Raw genomic sequence first — 19839 nt, 5'->3', positions numbered from 1 at the left:
GGGCCCGCCCGGCCGGCCGGTCAGGCGTCCAGGGCGGCCGGGGAGCGCCGGGGGGCCGGCTCGGCGCGTTCGGCGCGCTCGCCCTTGTCCCCCTTCTCCGGGACGACGAAGCGGTAGCCGACGTTGCGCACGGTGCCGATCAGGCCCTCGTGCTCGACGCCGAGCTTGGCGCGCAGCCGGCGGACGTGCACGTCGACCGTGCGGGTGCCGCCGAAGTAGTCGTAGCCCCAGACCTCCTGCAGCAGCTGCGCCCGGGTGAAGACCCGGCCGGGGTGCTGGGCGAGGTACTTGAGCAGTTCGAACTCCTTGAAGGTGAGGTCGAGCACCCGGCCCTTGAGCTTGGCCGAGTAGGTGGCCTCGTCCACCGAGAGGTCGCCGTTGCGGATCTCCATCGGGCTGTCGTCGGTGGTCACCTGGAGCCGGCCCAGGGCGAGCCGCAGCCGGGCCTCGACCTCGGCGGGGCCCGCGGTGTCGAGCAGCACGTCGTCGATGCCCCAGTCGGCGGTGACGGCGGCCAGGCCGCCCTCGGTCACCACCAGGATCAGCGGGCAGCCGATGCCGGTGGAGCGCAGCAGCTGGCAGAGGCTGCGGATCTGCGGCAGGTCGCGCCTGCCGTCCACCAGGATGACGTCGGCGCTGGGGGTGTCGACCAGGGCGGCTCCCTCGGCGGGGGCCACCCGGACGCTGTGCAGCAGCAGGCCGAGCGCGGGCAGCACCTCCGCGGAGGGTTGAAGCGCGTTGGTGAGGAGGAGCAGAGAACTCATACCCGGTAGTCCCCTTTCCGGGTCGTCGCGGTCGCGGTCCGGCTGCCGCCACAGCCGGAGGGCGCACGTGCTGGTGAGGGGGAAGGGACGGACGTCCGGGGGGAGGCGGGGGGCGCGGCGGCGCGCGCGGCCGAACGGGGCACGCTCCGGGGGTCCCGCAACCCCCGCTGCACCGTTTCTGCTCTGCCCATCCGCGAACCTTCCGGTCCTGGCCCGGTCCGGGCGGCGGCCCGGAGCCGGGGTTGTCCGACGCCCCGGCCCGGTCCCGGCACGTCGTTGTGCCGGTGCGGCGGGGCGGTCCCTGCGGCACGCCGGGGGTGGGCCGACGATTCGCACGGACGTCCGTACTGGTGTCCTGAAAGCACAAAAGGATCCGGGGGCGACTCTGCCCGGATCCCTCAGGGATCGAGGATAGCCGACCGGCCCCCCGCGCCGGGAGGGCTCGAATCCGGCGGTTCGGCCTTTTCGGGCGCGCCCCGGGTGAGTCCGGCCACAGCTTCGCGACGGCGCCGCCGGAGGCCGGGCCAGGGCGATTGCCGCTCGCGAGGGCGAACACGCCATCATGGGGGACACATCGGCGGCACCGTATGCGTACCCCTTTCGGGGGAGGCACGGGCGCCCCGGTGGTGGACCCGGCCGGGACACCCGGGCCCGGGCGAGGACGACGAGAAGGGGTTGCCATGGGCGCGACCACCGGGCACGACCCGGCGGCCGCCGTTCGGGTGAGCGGCACGATCCGCTACTGGGCGGCGGCGAAGTCGGAGGCCGGGCTGGCGGAGGAGCCGTACCTGGCGGTGACCCTGGCCGAGGCGCTGGCGCAGGCCGGGGAGCGGCACGCGGACCGGCCGAAGCTGCTCCGGCTGCTCGGCCACTGCTCCTACCTGGTGGACGGCTCGCCGGTGGGCGGCCGCGACCACGCGACCGTCGCCCTCACCGAGGGCGGGACGGTCGAGGTCCTTCCGCCGTTCGCGGGCGGGTGAGCGGCATGACCGGGATGAACGGAACCCCCGAGGGGCAGCCGCAGCAGCCGCACCCCCAGCAGCCCCACCCCCAGCATCCGCAGGCGCCGTACCAGCCGCAGTACCCGTACGGGCAGCCGCAACCGCAGCAGCAGGCGCCGCAGGGCTACCAGCCCGGGCAGGCGCCTTATCCCTATGCCCCGCAGCAGGCGTACGCGCCGGATCCCTATGCGCAGCAGGGGCACGCGGCCCAGCCGCACGCCCCCGGCGCGGGACACGCGCCGTACGGGCAGCAGGCCTACGGGCAGCCGCCGTACGGGGCCGGGCCGGGCGTGGACGACGCCGCCACGGCGCTGCTCCCGCCGGTGCCGCCGCTGGACGACGCGGCGGCGACCGCGCTGCTGCCGCCGGTGCCGCCGCTGGAGGACGCCGCCGCGACCGCGCTGCTGCCGCCCGTGGTGGTGTCCGGTCCGCTGCCGCCGGCCGCGCCGGGGCAGCAGCCGGGCGGGCCGCCGGTCCGGGCGCCGGGTCAGCCGTCGGCCCAGGGACCGGCGCGGCCCTACACCGAGGCCCCGCCCGGGCGCGGGCGCCGCCGGGCGGCACCGCCCGCGCCGACGCCCGCCCCCGCGCCCGTCCAGGCCCAGGCCCCCGTGCCGGCCCCCGCCCAGGGGCAGGACCTGGACCAGCCGACCATGACGCTGAAGCGCCCCGAGCCCCCGGCTCCCGTGCTGACCGACCCGGCCGCGGCCCGCGCCGCGCGGGCCGCCCGGGCCGCCCACGGCGCCCACGGCGCGCCCGCCCGTCCGGCCGCGCCGTTCCCCGGCCCGGCCCCGTCGCTGGGCGGGCAGCCGTTCCCGGCCGCTGCCCCGGCACCAGCCGCAGCCCCGGCCCCGGCCCCGGCCGCGCCCGCCCGGACCGGTTCGCCGATCAACGACCCGGGCCTCCAGCCCGCCCTGATCACCGCCGGTACTGCCGCCCTGCTGGCCGGCGGCGCGGCGATCGGCCTGCCGGCGCTGGCGCTGGTGCTCGTCCTGCTCCAGGGTCTGACGGCGGCCGGCTGGTTCCGGCTGAACGGCATGTGGCCGGCCCGCCAGGGCATCGCGCTGGCCGCGCTGGCCGGTGTGGTGGCCGACGTGGCGGTGCTGCTGGCCGGCGCGGACGGCGGCACGGCCGCCGTGGTCGGCACGCTCGGCGGGTTCTTCCTGCTGGTCCTGGTGCTGCAGACGTTCCGCCCGGCCGATCCGAAGGAGCGGTTCTACGCGCTCACCGTGCTCGGTTCCGCCACCGTGGTGACGGTGCTCTGCACCGCGCTGCTGCTGGCCGACTGGGTGCCGGCGGCGGTCGGCGGCGTCGCGCTGGCGACCCTGCTGGCGGCCGCGCCGCTGCCCCTGCCGCGCTGGGCGGGCCCGCTGCTGGGCCTGCTCGCGGCGGTCGGCCTGGGCTTCGCGGTCGGCGCGCCGCCGTTCCTGGGCGTGGCGGCCGGCCTCGGAGCCCTGATCGGCCGCCGGGTGGCCGGGTACGACTTCCCCTCCCGGTTCGTGCACATGACGGCGGGCGTGGCCCTGCCGCTCGCGGTGTCGGCGCCGCTGGTCTGGATCGCCACCGCGCTGCTCGGCTGACCGCCCGGACCCGCCCGACGTCCCGCCCCGGAACCATGCTCCGGGGCGGGACGTCGTACGGTCGTGCGGGAGCAGGCCGCACCGGAGCGGCCCGGTCCGCCGCCGGGACGGCTCCGCGCCGCCGGCCACGGCGGACGACAGCGACCGGCGACGACGGGGGAGAGCGATGCGCGGCTGGCTGAAGGCGACGATCGGCGTGGTGGTGCTCTCGGGCGTGCTGGTGGGCGCCGACCGGATCGCCGTCGGGGTCGCCGAGGACGAGGCGGCCGAGCAGATCCTGAAGAGCGGCCGGATGAGCCAGAAGCCGGACGTCTCGATCGAGGGTTTCCCCTTCCTCACCCAGGTCGTCTCGCAGAAGCTGGACGACGTGCGGATCTCCTCGGACGGCCTGACCGTCGGCGAGGGCAAGGACGAGGTGGCCCTGCACGCGTTCCAGGCCCGGCTGTCCGGCGTCGAGGTGAGCGGCAACATGAGCAGTGCCACCGTGGAGAGCGGGAGCGGCTCCGGGCTGATCACCTACGCGGACCTGGCCCGGCTGCTGCCGCCGGCCTCGGAGCTGGTGCCGAACGTGGGCCGGCTCTCGCTCGGCGGCGGCACCCGGCTGAGCCTCTCCTACGGCGGTCCGGGCAAGGTCAAGGCCTCGCTGGGGCCGTTCCCGGTCGGCGACGCCGCGGTGCACAGCCAGGGCGACACGGTCACGGTGGACGGCTTCAAGCTGAGCGCGATGGCCTCGCTGCTGGCCGGGGTGTCCGACCAGAGCCTCGCCCCGATCAGCTTCACCCTCTCCACGCTGCCCGCCGGTCTGAACCTGGCGTCGGTCACACCGCGGGAGGACGGCCTCCAGCTGGCCTTCGAGGGCAAGGACCTCAAGCTCATCGGCTGATCCCCGCCGCCTCTTCCACCGTTCCGATCCGCGAGACGCGCTGTCCAGCACCGGCCGCGGAGCGCTGCCGTGCCCGGCTCCGGACCGGCCTCCGCGCGCCCGCCGCCCGGGCCCCGGCCGGATCCCGACGCCCATGAAATGGTCAAATCCCACGATGTGAGTCATCTGGTCTCGCTATTCGATACGCTGATGACAGCGGGCATCCGGTGTCCCTAGCATCGTCCGCATGAAGCGACAGACGGACCTCACCAAGCGGCGGGCGGTAGACCTGTGCCGCGTGGCCGCCTGTCTGTGTCGAATGCGCTAACTCGGCGCCCAGGCAGGGCAGTTGCCCCCGCCGCCGATTTCCTCCGGTGACCGCCGCCGGCCCCTCTGGCCGGGCGTCCCCGCCGTACTCCGCCACATCCCGCCCGGTCGCGCCGCGCACCGTCTCCCGTCCCAGTATTCGGACAGGAATTCGGACCGGTGGCCGACGGGCGACCCGCACCACCGCTGAGCAGCAGCACCCGAACCAGCGAGCACCTTCCGCCAACCGCCCCCGGATGGAGAACATCACCATGAGCCGCAGCGACGTCCTGGTCGACGCCGACTGGGTCCAGGCCCACCTGGACGACCCGAAGGTCGTCATCGTCGAGGTCGACGAGGACACCTCCGCCTACGAGAAGAACCACATCCGCAACGCGGTCCGGATCGACTGGAAGAGCGACCTCCAGGACCCGGTCCGCCGCGACTTCATCGACCAGGCCGGCTTCGAGGCGCTGCTCAGCGCCAAGGGCATCGCCAACGACGACACCGTCGTGCTCTACGGTGGCAACAACAACTGGTTCGCCTCCTACGCCTACTGGTACTTCAAGCTGTACGGCCACGGCGACGTCCGCCTGCTCGACGGCGGCCGCAAGAAGTGGGAGCTGGACTCCCGCGACCTGGTCGCCGAGGTCCCGCAGCGCGCCGCGACCGAGTACAAGGCGCAGGCCGCCGACTCCTCGATCCGCGCCTTCCGCGACGACGTGATCGCCGCCATCGGCAACCTCAACCTGGTCGACGTCCGCTCGCCCGACGAGTTCTCCGGCAAGCTGCTCGCCCCGGCCCACCTCCCGCAGGAGCAGTCGCAGCGCCCCGGCCACGTGCCGACCGCGCGCAACGTCCCGTGGGCCAAGAACGCCAACGACGACGGCACCTTCAAGAGCGACGAGGAGCTCAAGGCCCTGTACGAGGCCGAGGGCGTCGACCTGGCGACCGACACCATCGCCTACTGCCGCATCGGCGAGCGCTCCGCGCTCACCTGGTTCGTGCTGCACGAGCTGCTCGGCCAGGAGAACGTGAAGAACTACGACGGTTCCTGGACCGAGTACGGCAGCCTCGTCGGCGTGCCGATCGAGCTCGGCAACTGAGCCACCGGCTCCACCCGTAAGGCAGAAGGGAAACAAGACAATGTGCGGTGCGAAGGCCGGCGGCCCGGACCTGGCAGGAGTTGACGTGGCGAACGAGACGATCATCCAGGGTTCGGTGACCCGCGACGGAGAGCCGGTCAACGGCTATGTCCGACTGCTCGACGAGGGCGGCGAGTTCACGGCCGAGGTGCCCACCTCGGCGACCGGCCAGTTCCGGTTCTTCGCCCGCCCGGGCAAGTGGACGCTGCGCGCGCTCATCCCGGGCCAGACCGTGGACCGCCAGGTGGTCGCCTCCCAGGGCAACCTGACCGAGGTCGCGATCGCGGTCTGATCGGCGCGACGGCGTGACCTGAGGGCCCCTGCCGTGCGGGGGCCCTCAGGCCTACCGTGGAAGGGTGCAGTCCCGCCGGCGCCGCCGCTACTACTACGCCATGATGGGCGTCTGCCTGGGCGTCTTCGTCCTGGCCTGGGGAGTCGTGCGGTTCTTCTCCGTCCCGGCGGCGATCGGCATGTGCCTGTTCGCGATGGTCATCCCGCCGGCCGCGGCCGTGTTCGCCAACAAGCGGGACCCCGAGGACGACTGGTGGGACGACCCGCGCTGGGAGGACCCGAAGTGGGACGACCCCGGCCACGACCGGGACCGCCCCGACCACGAACCCCGTCAGTAGACGAGCGCCTGCACGCCCTCGGCCATGATCTCGCTGACGAAGACCTGCGCGCCCGCGATCCGGACACCGTCGAGGGTGTCCTGCTGCTCGATCCCGCGCCGCGCCGCGCACTGGGTGCACAGCGTCAGCGTGCCGCCGGCCAGCACCGACTCCAGCAGGTCCGGCAGCGGGGCCGCGTGCGGCAGCTCGAACTCCGCCGCCCGCCCCGGCAGGGCGAACCACGCCGACTCGCCGGTCAGCCAGAGCGAGACCTCGACGCCGCTGGCGACGGCCACCGCCGCCACCGTGAACGCCTGCGAGCACCGTTCGGGGGCGTCCGCCCCGGCGGTGACCTTGATGACGAGCTTCTTCTTCTGGGACATGCCGACACCCTAGATCGGCGAGGTGGTGGGGCTCACCGAGACCCGTCCCCACCCGCCGGATAGAGTGAGCGGCAGCAAAATCCACCACACTGTCGCCGCAATGGGAGCCCCCCGTGTCCGGTCTGGAAATCTTCTTCGACGGTCTGCTGGCCCTCATGGCCGTGCTGATCACCTGGTTCGCCATCTTCTCGGTGATGAAGCTCTACCAGGGCCAGCGCTGAGCCACTGCCGTACGGTTGAAGTACTCCCGCACCGACGACAGCGACCAGGAACATGATCGAGATCCCCTCTGACCTCCACAAGGACGTCATCCCGCTCGCCTTCCTCCTCGGCACCTGGGAGGGCGCGGGCGTCTATGACTTTCCCGGCACCGAGAAGTGCAACTTCGGCCAGGAGATCGTCATCCGCCACGACGGACGGCCCTTCCTGGAGTTCCGCTCCCGCAGCTGGGTGCTGGACAACGAGGGCGAGAAGGTCCGCCCGCTGGAGAACGAGCACGCCTTCTGGCGCATCACCAGCAACCAGCACGGCACCAGCGGCGCCCGCGGGGTCGAGATCTCGTCCGTCCGCGACGACGGCACGGTGGAGATCTGGTACGGCGAGCTGGCCGACGGCAAGCCGCAGATCGACGTCTCCACCGACGCGGTGGCCCGGATCGAGGGCTCGCCGGAGTACTCGGGCGGCAAGCGGCTCTACGGCTTCGTCAACGAGGAGCTGCTCTGGGTGGGTGAGAAGGCCGCCCCGAACGTCCCGCTGCGTCCGTACATGTCGGCCCAGCTGAGGAAGGTGCTCTCGCCGGCCCAGCTGATCAAGGACATCAACGACCTGCCGGACGACGGCATCGCCTTCTTCAAGTAGGCACGCCGCCCGTCCGGGCTCGCACAGGGTAGGGACCGGCCCCCGGCCGGTCCCTACACTTGGTCCAGGACCCCCGACGTATGGCAGGGACAGGACCGTGGCGGACACCGGCACCACCGACTGGCAGCTCTCCGGCGACTGGAAGGCCGACCTGCGCGAACGCGGGTACCGGCTCACCCCTCAGCGGCAGCTCGTGCTGGAGGCGGTCGACGCGCTCGACCACGCCACCCCGGACGACATCCTCTGCCACGTCCGGCAGACCGCCAGTGGCGTCAACATCTCCACCGTCTACCGGACCCTGGAGCTGCTGGAGGAGCTGGGCCTGGTCTCGCACGCCCACCTCGGCCACGGCGCACCGACCTACCACCTGGCCGGCCGTCACCACCACCTCCACCTGGTCTGCCGGGACTGCGAGAAGGTCACCGAGACCGGCACCGAGATCGCCCAGCCGCTGATCGACAGCCTCCGCGCCCAGCACGGCTTCGACACCGACCTCAAGCATTTCGCCATCTTCGGCCGCTGCGCCGACTGCACCGCCGAGCGCGCCGCGGGGCGGTCGTAAGCTTGCCGGTATGACCGGTCTGAAGAGTCCGCTGCTTGCGCTGCCCGGAGCCGTCCCCGCCGAGGGAACCGACGAGGGCGTCGCCGCCCACTACGGCGACCTCTTCCGCGAGCAACGGAGCCTCGCCCGAGGCGCCGGGTTCGTCGACCTCTCGCACCGCGGCGTGCTCACCGTCACCGGCGAGGACCGGCTGAGCTGGCTGCACCTGCTGGTCACCCAGCACGTCAGCGCGCTGCCGCCGCAGCAGGCCACCGAGGCGCTGGTGCTCTCCCCGAACGGGCACGTCGAGCACGCCCTCTACCTGGTCGACGACGGCACCACCACCTGGGCGCACGTCGAGCCGGGCACCCAGCAGGCGCTGGTCGGCTACCTGGAGAGCATGAAGTTCTTCTACCGGGTCGAGGTCGCCGACGCGACCGCCGATTACGCGGTGGTCCACCTGCCGGCCGGCTCCACCGCCTCCGCCGAGGGCGCGGCGGCCGTCCGCGAGCTGTCGTACGGACGGGACCTCTTCCTGCCGCGCGCCGAGCTGGCGCAGCGGACGGCGGGCTACGGCCCGGCGGCCGGCGTCTGGGCGTACGAGGCGCTGCGGATCGAGGGCCACCGGCCGCGGCTCGGCTTCGAGACCGACCACCGGACCATCCCGCACGAGGTGGACTGGCTGGACACCGCCGTCCACCTGCAGAAGGGCTGCTACCGGGGCCAGGAGACGGTGGCCCGGGTGCACAACCTGGGGCGGCCCCCGCGCCGGCTGGTCTTCCTGCACCTGGACGGCACCGAGGAGGTGCTGCCCCCGCACGGGACGCAGGTGCGGCTCGCCTCGGACCCGGAGGGGCGGGCGCTCGGCTTCGTCACCTCCTCGGCGCGCCACCACGAGCTGGGGCCGATCGCGCTGGCCATCGTGAAGCGGAACGTCCCGGTGGACGCGGTGCTGCTGGCCGGCACGGTGCCGGGCACGCAGGACGTGATCGTCCCGCAGTAGGGCGGACGGACCCTAGACCTCGACGAGGACGGTGAACGGGCCGTCGTTCACCAGGGCGACCTTCATGTCGGCGCCGAAACGGCCGGTCTCGACCTTGGCGCCGAGTGCGCGCAGCCGGGCGACCACCTCGTCCACCAGCGGCTCGGCGACCGGGCCCGGCGCGGCGGCGTTCCAGGTGGGGCGGCGCCCCTTGCGGGCGTCGCCGTAGAGCGTGAACTGGCTGATGACCAGCAGGGGCGCTCCGATGTCGGAACAGGACTGTTCGACACCCTCGTCGTTCGCGGGCAGCAGCCGCAGGGTCCAGAGCTTGCGGGCCAGCTGGGCCGCCTTGGCGGGGGTGTCGTCGTGGGTGACGCCGACCAGGACGCAGAGCCCGGGCTCCTCGATCGCGCCGACGGTCTCGCCGGCCACCGTCACCCGGGCCTCGGCCACTCGCTGCACCACTGCTCGCATGCGGCCATTCTGCCGGAGTCGCAGGGGGGCGTGAGCAGGCCCCTGGGGCGCTCTGTCCCTGGGCGCGCGCCGGGTAGCGTGCGCCTGCGTGCGCCATGGCGGCGTTCTCCCTGCGAAAAGCTTCGGTCGTATCAGCCACCCCTCTTCGCCAGGGGGCCGTTCGGGTGCACGGGCGGTGCGGCGGCGCCGGGCGGGGTGGCACGCTGGGGGACCGTACGAGGGCGGGCCCGCCGCTCCGCCGCACCAGGCGGGGGCGGTCGGACGCGCCCGGGGTCCGGGGCGCCGAGGTCCGCCGCGCCGGGCCCGGTCCGGCCGGGCGGCCGGGCCCATGGGTCAGGCGTTCTGGTCGTGTCGCCCCGCGGGGTGGCCGCGGCCGGGGGCGGGAACCTTCGTGGGCGTCCGGGCGTGCCTCCGGACGGGAACGCGCCACCGGCGCGCGCGGCGGTTGACGGGCCGGACCTGCGGCAGGCGACGGGGCGCCGCGAGCGGGTGGGATCGGGACGACGGCAGGTGGGTTGGTTGATGGACGCGATCAGCGCGGCGCAGGACCGGTACGGGCGGCTGCCCGAGGGGCCCGGGGCCGGCCCCGGGCCGGACCTCGGAGGACTGGGCCTGGACCAGCTGCGGACCCTGCGCCGGGAGACCCTGGAGCAGGAGGCCGACCTCTCCTACCTGCGACGGCTGCTGCACGGCCGGATGGACATCCTGCTGGCCGAGCTGGACCGGCGGCCCGTGGCCGGAGGCGGGGCCGGCGCCGGTGCCGCCAGGCCGGTGGGTCCGGCGGACGCGGCGGAGCCGGCCGGCGCCCTGCTGGCGCGGCTGCCGGCCATCCTGACGGACGCGCCGTCCACCGTCCGCCGCTCGGCCCGGCACGTCACGCTGGGGCCGCCGCGCGGGGAGCAGTCCCAGCTGGAGGCGGACGCGCTGATGGGCGACGTCCAGCTGGCCGACCTGGCGGCGCACCCGGCCGAGGAGCTGCTGGCGGCGCTGGAACGGCTGCGGGCGCACGAGCGGGAGGTGTCCGGACGGCGGCAGCGGCTGCTGAGGACGGCGGACGGCTGCAACGCCGAAATCACCCGCAGGTACCGTGATGGGGAAGCACGGGTCGACGACCTGCTCGCAGGCGGCCCGCTCTGACAGGTGCGGGGCCGCCCGGGGCGGGGCGGGGCCCGGCTCGCCCCCGGCTCACCCTCACCCCGGAAGGCTTTCGCCATGTCCAATTCCGCCGCCCTGCCCGTGCTCGCCGAAGTCGTCCGCTCGGGCTTCGTCGAGGGCCGGCACCACGGTTCGCTGGTGCTGCTGGGCACCGACGGCTCGGTCGAGTTCGCGCTGGGCGCGCCGGACGCGCCGGTCTTCCCGCGGTCCTGCGCCAAGCCGTTCCAGGCCGTGGCCACGCTGCGGGCCGGGCTGGCGATCGAGGGCGAGCTGCTGGCGCTGGCCGCCTCCAGCCACTCCGCAGAATCGTTTCACCTCGATGGTGTACGGCGGATCCTCGCCGGTGCGGGGCTGGACGAGTCCGCCCTGCGCACCCCGGCCGACCTCCCGCTCGACGACCTGGAGGCGGAGCTGCACCTGCGCTGGGGCGGCGACCGCGAGCCGATCCTGATGGACTGCTCCGGCAAGCACGCCGGCTGGCTGGCCGCCTGCGCGGCCAACGGCTGGCCCACCGACGGCTACCTCGACCCGGCCCACCCGGTCCAGCGGCTGGCCCGCGAGGCCCTGGAGGAGTCCGTCGGCGAGCCGGCCGCACACGCCGGGGTGGACGGCTGCGGCGCGCCGCTGCTGGCCGTCAGCCTGACCGGCCTGGCCCGCGCCTACCGCGCGCTGGTGCTGGCCGAGCCCGGCACCCCGCAGCGCCGGGTCGCCGACGCGATGCGGGCGCACCCCGAGTACGTGGCCGGCACCCGCCGGGCCGACACCCGGCTGATGCGGGCGGTGCCCGGCGCGCTCGCCAAGATGGGCGCGGAGGCCGTCCAGGCGGTGGCGCTGCCGGACGGGCGGGCGCTCGCCTTCAAGATCGACGACGGCGCCGAGCGGGCCCGCGGCCCGGTCCTGGCCGCCGCGCTGCGCCGCCTCGGGGTGACCACCGCGGACGGCACCCTGGACCGCATCGCCGCCTCCCCCCTGCACGGCGGCGGCACCCGGGTCGGCGAGGTCCGCGCCACCCTGTGATCCGCCCGCTCGCCTCCGGCGTGCGGCGCGGGGCGGGGGTCGTCCGCCCGGTCGGCTCCGCGTGCGGACGGACGGCCCCCGGTGCACCGTGGACCGGGGGCCGTCGCACAGCTGAGGAGTCCGCCATGAGCGAGCATGTGTACCGGGTGACCGAGATCGTCGGGTCCTCGACGGAGAGCGTCGACGCCGCGATCCGCAACGGCATCGATCGCGCCTCCCGGACGCTGCGCCACCTCGACTGGTTCGAGGTCTCGCAGGTCCGGGGTCACCTCGCCGACGGGCGGATCAAGCACTACCAGGTGTGCATGAAGGTCGGCTTCCGGCTGGAGGACGAGGGCTGAGTCACCCGCGTTCCGGCAGCACCAGCGGCAGTCCCGTGCGCGGGTGCGGCAGTACCTCGACCGGGTGTCCGTACACCTCGCTGAGCAGCGGGGCGCGCAGCACCTCGGCCACCGGCCCGTCGGCGACCGTCGCGCCGCCGGTCAGCAGCACCACCCGGTCCGCGTAGGCCGCCGCCAGCGACAGGTCGTGCAGCACGACGACCACGCCGTCCCCGGCGGCGGCCCGGGTGCGGGCCAGGCGCAGCACCAGTTCCTGGTGGCGCAGGTCGAGCGCGGCGGTGGGCTCGTCGAGCAGCAGCAGGGCGGTGCGCTGGGCGAGCACCCGGGCCAGCGCGACGCGGGCCCGTTCACCGCCGGACAGGGCGGTGAACGGCCGCCCGGCGAAGGCGGCGGACTCGGTCGCGGCCATCGCCTCGGCGACCACCCGTTCGTCCTCGGCGGCGGCCGCGGTGCCGGCCCAGGGGGCGCGGCCCATCCGGACCACCTCGTCGGCCGGGAACGGGAAGGACAGCGCGGCCGCCTGCGGCAGCAGCGCGCGGCGCCGGGCGAGGTCGGCGGGCCGGTAGCCGGCCAGCGGGCGGCCGTCCAGCCGGACCTCGCCGGCGGTCGGCACGAGGTCCCCGGCGAGCACGGAGAGCAGGGTGGACTTGCCCGCGCCGTTCGGCCCGAGCAGGGCGACCACCTCGCCGGCGGTGACCCGGACGTCCGCGCCGGCCAGCAGGTCGCGCCCGCCGACGGTCAGCCGGACCGCCTCGGCGGTGAGCAGTTCGCTGCCCGGGGCGGGCCGTTCGGGCACCTCGGGGCGGGTGCGCAGGGTACCGATCCTCATGCCCAGCCTCCCTGCTTGGTCCTGGTGCGGCGCAGCAGCCAGAAGAAGAACGGGCTGCCGATCAGCGCGGTGAGCACGCCGAGCGGGAGCTCGGCCGGCTCGGCCAGGGTGCGCGCGGCGAGGTCGGCGGCGACCAGCACGAGCGCGCCGCCGAGCGCGGAGGCGGGCAGCAGGAAGCGGTGGCCGGGCCCGGCGACCATCCGCAGCAGGTGCGGGACGACCAGGCCGACGAAGCCGATGATGCCGCTGACCGCGACGGCGGCGGCGGTGAGCAGGGCGACGAGGGTGATCAGCACCAGCCGCATCCGCTCGACGTCCACGCCGAGGTGGCGGGCGGGCCGCTCACCGAGGGCGAGCAGGTCCAGCGAGCGGGCGTAGCGGGGTGCGGCGGCGAGGCCGGCGAGCGCGAACGGGAGGACGGCGAGCACCTTGCCCCAGGTGGCCTGGGAGAGCGAGCCGAGCTGCCAGAAGGTGACCTGGCTGATCGCCGCGGAGTCGGCGGTGAACAGGAACAGGCCGATCAGCGCGCCGCAGAAGGCGTTCACCGCGACGCCGGTGAGGATCAGCGTGACCACCTCGGTGCGGCCGCCGGAGCGGGACATCGCGTAGACCGCGAAGACCGTCAGCAGGCCGGTGGCGAAGGCGGAGGCGGTCACCGTCCAGGTGCCGAGCGCGTCCAGGCCGAGCACGATGCAGCCGACCGCGCCGACCGCGCCGCCGGAGGAGACGCCGATGACGGCCGGTTCGGCGAGCGGGTTGCCGAACACGCCCTGCATCAGCGCGCCGGCGCAGCCGAGCGAGGCGCCGACCAGCAGGGCGAGCACCACCCGGGGCAGCCGGACGTTCCAGAGCACCGACTCGGGGACGCGGTCGAGGGCGTGGCCGCCGAGGCCGAGCCGGTGGCCGAAGGAGGCGAGGATGTCGCCGAGCGGGATGCGGTAGGCGCCGATGCCGGCCGCGAGCAGGGCGCAGAGCACCAGGGCGGCGGCGAGGCCGGCGGTGAGCAGGGCGGTGCGGCTGGTGCGCTTGGCCACCGGGAGGCTCTTGCCGGTGACGGCGGCGGTCACTCGGCGGCCTTCGGGTAGAGCTGCTCGGCGATCCCGCGGATCACCTGCGGGGTGCGCGGGCCGTAGCTGAGCAGTTGGCCGTCCTCGACGGAGACGATCCGGCGGTCGAGCCCGGCCGGGGTCTGGGCGACGCCGGGCAGCTTGAGCAGGCCGTCGACGCCGCCGACGGAGTCGAGGCCCTTGCTCATCACCAGGATCGCGTCGGGGGCGGCCTTGACCAGGGCCTCGCTGGTGAGCGGGGTGAAGTCGCCGCTCAGTCCGGCGGCGGTGCCGGCGTCCTCGCCGCCGACCGCCTCGATCAGCGAGCCGGCGCCGGAGGCCGGGCCGCCGAGCAGGTAGACCGAGGCGCTGCCGCGCAGGTAGAGGAAGGCGACCTTGGGGCGGCGCTCGACGGCGGGCAGGGCGGCCCTGGCCTCGGTGATCCGCTGTTCGGTGCGCTCCTTCAACTGCCGCCCGGCGTCGGGGACTCCGAGGGCGGCGGCGACGGCGTCGATGCGCGGGCCGACGTCCTCCAGCCGCTTGGCGTCGTCCAGGACGAGCAGCGGGACGCCGGCCGCGCGGATCTGCGCGACGGCCTCGGCCGGGCCGGTGGAGCGGTCGGCGAGCACGACGGTCGGGTGGAGGGAGAGCACGCCCTCGGCGGAGACGTCGTGGGCCTGGGTGATCACGGGCAGGGCGGCGGCCTGCTCGAAGGTGGTGGAGACGTCCCGGGCGACGACCTTGGGGCCGAGGCCGAGGCTGAAGACGATCTCGGCCAGGCTGCCGTTGAGCGGGATGATCCGTTCGGCGCTGGTGACGGTGGTCGTCCGGCCGTCGGCGGAGGCCGCGGTGGCGGGGAGCCGCGGGGTCGGTGCGCCGGGCAGCGGCTCGACCCTGTCCGGGGCGCGCGAGCCCGTTCCGGCGGCCGCGCCGGCGGCACCGGTGGCCGAGCCGCAGGCGGTCAGGGCGAGCAGCAGGCCGAGGAGGAGCAGCAGGATCGCGGGGCCGCGGGCGGCCCGATGTCGGGTGGTACTGCTGCTCAACGTCGTTCCCTTCGTCGGGAGTTGTCGCCGCCGGTGGGTGGGGTGCGGGGGTGCCCGGCGGGGCTCTTGACTCATATATTAGGTTAGCCTTACCTAAATCTCGCAAGGGGGTCGGTGGTGTGCCGACCCCGTTTTCCCCTGTCACGCCGAGGAGTGATCCGCGTGCCTCTGCCCCATCGGCTCCGCCGTCCGACCGCCGGACTGGTGGCCGCCCTGGCGGCCCTGTTGACGGTCGCCCTGCTGCCCGGCCAGGCGGTGGCGGCCGAGGGGCGGGTGTCCGGCGGGCGGCTCGACTGGGGGATCAAGCAGTCCTTCCTGACGTACGTCACCGGGCCCATCGCGCAGGGGAACTGGTCGCTCACCGGCGGCGCGGCCACGGTGGCCGGCAGCGGCTTCCGGTTCCACTCCGCCACCGGCGCCTACGACCCGGCGAGCGGCGCGCTGAGCGCCGCGTTCTCCGGCGGGGTCCGGTTCACCGGGCACCAGGAGAACGGCGCCAACGCGCTGGACCTGAGCATCGGGAGGCTCACCTTCCGGGCCGCCGCGGGCGGCGCGGCCGGGCTGTACGCGGACGTCAGCAGCAAGTCCCGGGAGACCGGCCAGGTCAGCAGCGCGAGCCAGGCCAAGCTGGCGGAGCTCTCGCTGGCCGGCGTCGACCTGCGCGGCGCGGCCGGCACCCTGACGCTCAGCAACGTCCCGGCGACGCTGACCGACGCGGGCGCCAGGGCCTTCGGCGGGTTCTACACCGCCGGGACGGCGCTCGACCCGGTCAGTCTGTCGGTCAACCTCCCGGCGGCGCAGCCGACCCAGACCCAGACCCAGACCCCGGCCGCACCGAGCGCCACGGCGACGCCGACCGCCGCGCCGAGCGCGACCGCGACCGCGGCGCCGAGCGCCGCGCCGTCGTCGACCGCCCCGGCGGCTCCGGCCGAAACCCCGGCCCCGGCCACCGCTGAGGCCGCCGCCGCCACCGAGTTCGGCAACGGCGCGCTCGACTGGGGCGTGCGCCGGACCTTCCGCGACTACGTCACCGGCTCGATCGCCCAGGGCCGGTGGGAGCCCGCCGGCGGTGCGGCGGACGGCGGCGCGTTCTTCCGCTGGACGCCCGCCAGGGGCAGCTACGACCCGGCGAGCGGCGCGCTGAGCGCCGCCTTCTCCGGCAGCGTCCGCTTCACCGGTCTGAAGAGCGGCGACGCCTACGGTCTGGACCTCACCCTGGCGAACCCGGGCGTCACCGTCGCCGACGGCAAGGGCCTGCTGCGCGCCGACGTCTCCGGCCGCACGCCGGACGGCGCCACGCAGCAGCTCACCGGCGTCGAGCTGGCGACCTTCGACCCGGCCGGACTCGCCGCCGAGGGCGGGCTGCTCAAGGCCGTCGAGCTGCCGCTCACGCTCACCGAGCCGGGCGGCAAGGCCCTCGGTGGCCTCTACCCGGCGGGCACCGCGATGGACCCGCTGAGCTTCGCCGTCGCGCTCGACCCGGCCGCCGCCCTCCCGCCGCTGCCGGACATCGGCAGCGCCCCGGCGGTCGCTCCGGCGAGCCCGTCCGCCGCGCCGGTCGCCGCCGCCACCGGCGCCGGGGGCCCGGACGGCGTCCCGACGGCGGCCGTGGTGGCCGGCGGTCTGCTCACCGCCGCATTGCTCGCGGGCGGAGGCCTGTTCCTCGTCCGCCGCCGTCGCGCCTGACCCCCTCCACACCCGCTTCCCCCGCTCATCGATCGGAGTTCCCCCATGTCCCGCAACCGCACCCGGCTGGCCGCCCTGGCCGCCGTCACCGCCGGCCTCGGCCTGACCGCCTTCGGTGCCCCGGCCCTGGCCTTCGGCGCCGGCGCGCCGGGCAGCGTCACGTACGACACCGGCGCGCTGGACTGGGGGGTGAAGGCCGGCTTCCGCAACTACGTCACCGGCCCGGTCGGCCAGGGCGCGGTGGAGCTGAGCGGCGGCGCGACCACCAACGCCGACGGGACCTTCCACTTCGGGCTGGCGAGCGCGCGCTACGACCTGGGGACGCACGTCCTGACCTCGGCCTTCACCGGCGGGGTGCGGTTCACCGCCCACCACGGCGCGCTGGACGTCGCGCTGAGCGATCTGAAGATCACCACGGCGGGGACGGCCGGCACGCTGACCGCCGACACCGCCTCCAAGGAGTCGACGGGCGCGACGGAGGTCACCAAGCGGGACGACGTGCCGCTGGTGACCTTCACCGTCGGCCGGGACACCACGACGGGCGTGCCGACGGCGGCGAAGCTGACGGAGGAGGGGGCCAAGGCGTTCGCGGGCTTCTACCAGGCCGGGGCGGACATGGATCCGCTGGCGCTGCTGCTCAAGCAGAGCCCGGCCACCCCGTCCCCGACGGCCACCCCCACCGCTACGGCCACGCCTACGGCCACTCCGACGGCGACGGCGACGGCCACTCCGACCGCCGAGCCCACCGCGACCGCCTCGCCGACCGCCGAGCCCACAGCCACCGCCACGCCGTCCGCAACAGCCTCGCCCACGGCCACTGCCTCGCCGGCCGCCACGCAGTCCCCGACGGCCACCTCCTCGCCGTCCGTGACCTCGTCCCCGTCCACCGCTCCCGGCGGCAACGGTGAACTCGCCGTCGTCAACGGAACTCTGGACTGGCAGGTCAAGGAGAGCTTCCGCAAGTACCTGCAGAGCCCGGTGGCCAACGGCAAGGTCGAGTTCGGCGGCGGCGCGGCCGACTACCGCTTCGGCGGCGCCAGCGGCAGCTACAACACCAAGAGCCACGCGCTGTCGGCGGGCTTCGCCGGCTCGGTGCGCTTCCTGGGACACCCGGCCGCCGGTGGCGGATACCAGCTCGACACCGCCCTCTCCAAGCTCGGCCTGAGCATCTCCAAGGACGGCGCCTACCTGACGGCCGACGTCACCGCCAAGTCCCTGGACGGGAAGACGACTTCGCTGTCCGGCGCCCGGATCGCGAAGCTCGACCTCTCCAGGGCGAACCTCGCCCCGGTCAACGGCGTGGTGACGCTCGACGCCGTCCCGGCCACCCTGACCGCCGAGGGCGTTCCGGCCTTCGCCAACTACAAGGCGGGCGAGGCCCTCGACCCGGTCACCGTCTCGCTGGCCTTCGACAAGAACGCCCAGCTGCCCACCACCCAGCCCACCGGCGGCACGGCGGGCGGCACCACGACCGGTGCGACCGGTGCGACCGGCACGACCGGCTCCACCGGGGGCGCCGGCGGCAGCGGCACCGGCACGGTCGGCGGCGCCTCCCTGACCACCACGGGAGGCACGACGGCCGGTGCCCCCGGCTCGCTCGCCGCCACCGGCTCCTCCACCCCGGTGGCCCCCCTCCTGGCCACCGCCGCCGGTCTGCTCCTGCTCGGCGGCGGTGCCACCGCCCTGGCCCGCCACCGCAAGTCCACCAGCGCCTGATCCGAAGGTCCGGAGTGGGAAGTCGGCGGGTCCGACTTCCTGCTCCGGCAGGCGGGTTGCCCACCCGCCGGACAGCTTCCGGTGGGCCTCGCCCGGCCTGAGCGAGGCCCACCGGGCTCGCGCGGGAAGTCGGCCCCGTCGACTTCCCGCGCGCGTGCCTGCGCCGTGTGGACCCCTGGCGCCAGGGACGGGCGCCACGGGATGATCGCCGGAGGGCGGATGTGATCGTCTTCGATCTGGACGGCACCCTGGTCGATCACCGGAGCGCGGTCTTCGAGACGATCGGCCGGATTGTCCAGGACGCGCCCAACGCGACGGCTTCGCCGGGGGAGTTGACGTCGTTGTGGTGGGCGCTGGAGGCGCGCCACATGCGGGAGTACCTGGCCGGCCGGTGCTCCTTCGCCGAGCACCACCGACGCAGCCGCCGCGCCTTCCTGTCCGCGCTCGGCGAGCCGGTTCCGACGGACCCCGGCCTGCTGGACGCCCGGATCGCCGAGCGCTACCTCACGGTGTTTCGAGGAGTCCTGGCGGTGCTACCCCGACGTGCGGCCGTGCCTGGAGGCCCTGAAACACCTTCCCCGAGGACCGCGCCTGGCCGTTCTCACCCATGGGGATCCCGATCAGCAGCGCGCCAAGCCGGCCCGCTTCGGCCTCCTGGAGTACTTCGAGGCCGTCTTGACCCCGACCGGGCTCGGCGCGGACGAGGCGGTGCTCCGCATCGAACGGCTCACCGACCTGCCCGACCACCCGTGAGCGGGAAGTCGGCCCGGCCGACTTCCCGCTCACGATCGGTCGTTCGGTTGTTCAGGCGCTCAGCGGGTACCGGGTGTCCATGTCGCGGAAGAGGGCGCCGTTCAGCTGGAAGGCGCGCTTGCACTCCTCGACCACCCGGCGGCGCTCGACCTCGTCCATGGCCAGCCCGGCGGCGTCCAGCTTGGCCCGGTAGTCGCGCTTGAACGCGGCCGGGTTGTCGACCTGCTCGAAGACGTAGAACCGCACGCCGTCGCCCTTGCGCTCGAAGCCCCAGGTCTTCTCGGCGATGCCTCGGATGATCTGACCACCCGACAGGTCGCCCAGGTAGCGGGTGTAGTGGTGCGCGACGTACCCCGCCGGCCACTCGGCCGCCAGCTCCTCCAGCCGCGCGACGTAGGCGGCGGTGGCGGGCAGCGGGGCGAGCCCCTCGCGCCACCGCGGGCCCCGCAGGTGGGCCAGGTCGCGCTCGATGGCGTCGGTCCGCAGCACCGCGGGGTCGATGAACGGCCCGGCCACCGGGTGTTCCGACAGCTCGGCGGTCCGCTCCTCCAGCGCGCGGTAGACGTACCAGAGCTGGCCGGTGAGGTCGGCGTAGGCGTCGATTCCCAGGTGCCCGCCGAGCAGCCGGCTCATGAAGGACGACTGTTCCGCGGCCTCGTGCTCGGCACTGCTGGCGGTGCGCAGCACGGTGGAGAACGGGACGACGGGCTGCTCGGGTATGGGCATGCGGGCCTCCAGAGATCGAGTACGCC

General features: G+C 74.8%; 23 protein-coding genes. 16 read left to right on the top strand and 7 right to left on the bottom strand.

The genetic code is table 11. The features are described 5' to 3' along the window. Positions 1–20: 20 nt before the first annotated feature. Positions 21–764 carry a response regulator transcription factor gene (locus tag ABT093_RS30885; RefSeq protein ID WP_350570063.1) on the bottom strand — a complete coding sequence of 248 codons (744 nt, stop codon included), beginning with the start codon at positions 762–764 and terminating at the stop codon, positions 21–23. Between the two features lie 680 nt (positions 765–1444). Here ABT093_RS30885 and ABT093_RS30880 point away from each other — a divergent pair. The 7 genes from ABT093_RS30880 (at position 1445) to ABT093_RS30850 (ending at position 6284) form a co-directional block, all read left to right on the top strand. Then, the gene (locus ABT093_RS30880) at positions 1445–1744 is read left to right on the top strand and encodes a MoaD/ThiS family protein (protein ID WP_350570061.1); all 300 of its coding nucleotides are present in this window, start codon (positions 1445–1447) and stop codon (positions 1742–1744) included. Between the two features lie 5 nt (positions 1745–1749). Further along, on the top strand, positions 1750–3342 hold the full coding sequence (locus ABT093_RS30875; protein ID WP_350570059.1) for a hypothetical protein: 1593 nt from the start codon (positions 1750–1752) through the stop codon (positions 3340–3342). A gap of 166 nt (positions 3343–3508) precedes the next feature. Continuing rightward, complete coding sequence (locus ABT093_RS30870; protein ID WP_350570057.1) at positions 3509–4225, top strand: LmeA family phospholipid-binding protein; 717 nt, start codon at positions 3509–3511, stop codon at positions 4223–4225. Between the two features lie 226 nt (positions 4226–4451). Next, the gene (locus ABT093_RS30865) at positions 4452–4532 is read left to right on the top strand and encodes an Ms5788A family Cys-rich leader peptide (RefSeq protein ID WP_350517234.1); all 81 of its coding nucleotides are present in this window, start codon (positions 4452–4454) and stop codon (positions 4530–4532) included. Between the two features lie 250 nt (positions 4533–4782). Then, positions 4783–5616 carry a sulfurtransferase gene (locus ABT093_RS30860; protein WP_350570055.1) on the top strand — a complete coding sequence of 278 codons (834 nt, stop codon included), beginning with the start codon at positions 4783–4785 and terminating at the stop codon, positions 5614–5616. A gap of 40 nt (positions 5617–5656) precedes the next feature. Next, positions 5657–5947 (top strand): DUF1416 domain-containing protein, encoded by a 291-nt coding sequence (locus ABT093_RS30855; RefSeq protein WP_030397542.1) that lies wholly within the window; start codon positions 5657–5659, stop codon positions 5945–5947. Positions 5948–6011: 64 nt separating this feature from the next. After that, on the top strand, positions 6012–6284 hold the full coding sequence (locus ABT093_RS30850; protein WP_350570053.1) for a DUF3099 domain-containing protein: 273 nt from the start codon (positions 6012–6014) through the stop codon (positions 6282–6284). Here the strand turns inward: ABT093_RS30850 and ABT093_RS30845 are convergent. Next, positions 6278–6646 carry a DsrE family protein gene (locus tag ABT093_RS30845; RefSeq protein ID WP_350570051.1) on the bottom strand — a complete coding sequence of 123 codons (369 nt, stop codon included), beginning with the start codon at positions 6644–6646 and terminating at the stop codon, positions 6278–6280. The two genes, ABT093_RS30850 and ABT093_RS30845, sit on opposite strands and share 7 nt — an antisense overlap. A gap of 273 nt (positions 6647–6919) precedes the next feature. Between ABT093_RS30845 and ABT093_RS30840 the strand changes: the two genes are divergently transcribed. From ABT093_RS30840 to ygfZ, 3 genes are all read left to right on the top strand, one after another. Continuing rightward, positions 6920–7504, top strand: coding sequence for a heme-binding beta-barrel domain-containing protein (locus ABT093_RS30840; RefSeq protein WP_350570050.1), 585 nt, complete (start codon positions 6920–6922; stop codon positions 7502–7504). A gap of 97 nt (positions 7505–7601) precedes the next feature. Then, a complete protein-coding gene (locus tag ABT093_RS30835) occupies positions 7602–8066 on the top strand; it encodes a Fur family transcriptional regulator (RefSeq protein ID WP_350570048.1) in 465 nt (154 codons plus the stop codon). 19 nt (positions 8067–8085) lie between these two features. Then, positions 8086–9048 carry a CAF17-like 4Fe-4S cluster assembly/insertion protein YgfZ gene (gene ygfZ, locus ABT093_RS30830; protein ID WP_350570093.1) on the top strand — a complete coding sequence of 321 codons (963 nt, stop codon included), beginning with the start codon at positions 8086–8088 and terminating at the stop codon, positions 9046–9048. A gap of 12 nt (positions 9049–9060) precedes the next feature. Here the strand turns inward: ygfZ and dtd are convergent, their stop codons facing one another. After that, positions 9061–9501 carry a D-aminoacyl-tRNA deacylase gene (gene dtd / locus ABT093_RS30825; RefSeq protein ID WP_350570046.1) on the bottom strand — a complete coding sequence of 147 codons (441 nt, stop codon included), beginning with the start codon at positions 9499–9501 and terminating at the stop codon, positions 9061–9063. Positions 9502–10023: 522 nt separating this feature from the next. Between dtd and ABT093_RS30820 the strand changes: the two genes are divergently transcribed. The 3 genes from ABT093_RS30820 to ABT093_RS30810 all read left to right on the top strand — a co-directional run bounded on the left by ABT093_RS30820 (position 10024) and on the right by ABT093_RS30810 (position 12014). Next, complete coding sequence (locus ABT093_RS30820; protein ID WP_350570044.1) at positions 10024–10638, top strand: RsiG family protein; 615 nt, start codon at positions 10024–10026, stop codon at positions 10636–10638. Positions 10639–10713: 75 nt separating this feature from the next. Further along, positions 10714–11673: an asparaginase gene (locus ABT093_RS30815; RefSeq protein ID WP_350570043.1), complete on the top strand. Its 960-nt coding sequence runs from the start codon at positions 10714–10716 to the stop codon at positions 11671–11673. A gap of 125 nt (positions 11674–11798) precedes the next feature. After that, the gene (locus ABT093_RS30810) at positions 11799–12014 is read left to right on the top strand and encodes a dodecin (protein WP_350570042.1); all 216 of its coding nucleotides are present in this window, start codon (positions 11799–11801) and stop codon (positions 12012–12014) included. Position 12015: 1 nt separating this feature from the next. Here ABT093_RS30810 and ABT093_RS30805 read toward each other — a convergent pair whose 3' ends face one another. From ABT093_RS30805 to ABT093_RS30795, 3 genes are read right to left on the bottom strand one after another with little or no spacing between them, the layout of a single operon-like run. Continuing rightward, positions 12016–12843: a heme ABC transporter ATP-binding protein gene (locus ABT093_RS30805; RefSeq protein WP_350570040.1), complete on the bottom strand. Its 828-nt coding sequence runs from the start codon at positions 12841–12843 to the stop codon at positions 12016–12018. Next, positions 12840–13910 (bottom strand): FecCD family ABC transporter permease, encoded by a 1071-nt coding sequence (locus ABT093_RS30800; RefSeq protein WP_502884351.1) that lies wholly within the window; start codon positions 13908–13910, stop codon positions 12840–12842. Before ABT093_RS30800 ends, ABT093_RS30805 begins: the two co-directional genes overlap by 4 nt. Then, positions 13907–14932, bottom strand: a complete 1026-nt coding sequence (locus tag ABT093_RS30795; protein ID WP_350570038.1) for a heme/hemin ABC transporter substrate-binding protein — start codon at positions 14930–14932, stop codon at positions 13907–13909. The genes ABT093_RS30800 and ABT093_RS30795 overlap by 4 nt, the downstream gene beginning before the upstream one ends. Before the next feature lie 162 nt (positions 14933–15094). Here ABT093_RS30795 and ABT093_RS30790 point away from each other — a divergent pair, with 162 nt between their 5' ends. The 3 genes from ABT093_RS30790 to ABT093_RS30780 all read left to right on the top strand — a co-directional run bounded on the left by ABT093_RS30790 (position 15095) and on the right by ABT093_RS30780 (position 19087). Continuing rightward, entirely contained in the window at positions 15095–16618 is a 1524-nt protein-coding gene (locus ABT093_RS30790; protein ID WP_350570037.1) for an HtaA domain-containing protein, read from the top strand. 45 nt (positions 16619–16663) lie between these two features. Then, the gene (locus ABT093_RS30785; RefSeq protein WP_350570036.1) at positions 16664–18334 is read left to right on the top strand and encodes an HtaA domain-containing protein; all 1671 of its coding nucleotides are present in this window, start codon (positions 16664–16666) and stop codon (positions 18332–18334) included. 543 nt (positions 18335–18877) lie between these two features. After that, positions 18878–19087, top strand: coding sequence for a hypothetical protein (locus ABT093_RS30780; RefSeq protein ID WP_350570035.1), 210 nt, complete (start codon positions 18878–18880; stop codon positions 19085–19087). Positions 19088–19138: 51 nt separating this feature from the next. On the opposite strand, the gene ABT093_RS30775 is transcribed toward ABT093_RS30780, so the two are convergent. Further along, on the bottom strand, positions 19139–19813 hold the full coding sequence (locus ABT093_RS30775; protein WP_350570034.1) for a biliverdin-producing heme oxygenase: 675 nt from the start codon (positions 19811–19813) through the stop codon (positions 19139–19141). Positions 19814–19839 lie beyond the last annotated feature (26 nt).

The organism is Kitasatospora sp. NPDC002551 (assembly GCF_040296005.1).
Lineage (GTDB): Bacteria > Actinomycetota > Actinomycetes > Streptomycetales > Streptomycetaceae > Kitasatospora.
Note: the sequence above shows the minus strand (reverse complement) of the source record. Positions and strands in the feature narration are given on the sequence as shown.

What these genes read in the sequence shown, in the direction of transcription:
- ABT093_RS30810 (WP_350570042.1), top strand. Translation starts at nt 11,799, where the DNA reads ATGAGCGAGCATGTGTACCGGGTGACCGAGATCGTCGGGTCCTCGACG.
- ABT093_RS30860 (WP_350570055.1), top strand. Translation starts at nt 4,783, where the DNA reads ATGAGCCGCAGCGACGTCCTGGTCGACGCCGACTGGGTCCAGGCCCAC.
- ABT093_RS30845 (WP_350570051.1), bottom strand. Translation starts at nt 6,646, where the DNA reads ATGTCCCAGAAGAAGAAGCTCGTCATCAAGGTCACCGCCGGGGCGGAC.
- ABT093_RS30815 (WP_350570043.1), top strand. Translation starts at nt 10,714, where the DNA reads ATGTCCAATTCCGCCGCCCTGCCCGTGCTCGCCGAAGTCGTCCGCTCG.
- ABT093_RS30875 (WP_350570059.1), top strand. Translation starts at nt 1,750, where the DNA reads ATGACCGGGATGAACGGAACCCCCGAGGGGCAGCCGCAGCAGCCGCAC.
- ABT093_RS30775 (WP_350570034.1), bottom strand. Translation starts at nt 19,813, where the DNA reads ATGCCCATACCCGAGCAGCCCGTCGTCCCGTTCTCCACCGTGCTGCGC.
- ABT093_RS30805 (WP_350570040.1), bottom strand. Translation starts at nt 12,843, where the DNA reads ATGAGGATCGGTACCCTGCGCACCCGCCCCGAGGTGCCCGAACGGCCC.
- ABT093_RS30880 (WP_350570061.1), top strand. Translation starts at nt 1,445, where the DNA reads ATGGGCGCGACCACCGGGCACGACCCGGCGGCCGCCGTTCGGGTGAGC.
- ABT093_RS30865 (WP_350517234.1), top strand. Translation starts at nt 4,452, where the DNA reads ATGAAGCGACAGACGGACCTCACCAAGCGGCGGGCGGTAGACCTGTGC.
- ABT093_RS30840 (WP_350570050.1), top strand. Translation starts at nt 6,920, where the DNA reads ATGATCGAGATCCCCTCTGACCTCCACAAGGACGTCATCCCGCTCGCC.
- ABT093_RS30885 (WP_350570063.1), bottom strand. Translation starts at nt 764, where the DNA reads ATGAGTTCTCTGCTCCTCCTCACCAACGCGCTTCAACCCTCCGCGGAG.
- ABT093_RS30870 (WP_350570057.1), top strand. Translation starts at nt 3,509, where the DNA reads ATGCGCGGCTGGCTGAAGGCGACGATCGGCGTGGTGGTGCTCTCGGGC.
- dtd (WP_350570046.1), bottom strand. Translation starts at nt 9,501, where the DNA reads ATGCGAGCAGTGGTGCAGCGAGTGGCCGAGGCCCGGGTGACGGTGGCC.
- ABT093_RS30785 (WP_350570036.1), top strand. Translation starts at nt 16,664, where the DNA reads ATGTCCCGCAACCGCACCCGGCTGGCCGCCCTGGCCGCCGTCACCGCC.
- ABT093_RS30855 (WP_030397542.1), top strand. Translation starts at nt 5,657, where the DNA reads ATGTGCGGTGCGAAGGCCGGCGGCCCGGACCTGGCAGGAGTTGACGTG.
- ABT093_RS30820 (WP_350570044.1), top strand. Translation starts at nt 10,024, where the DNA reads ATGGACGCGATCAGCGCGGCGCAGGACCGGTACGGGCGGCTGCCCGAG.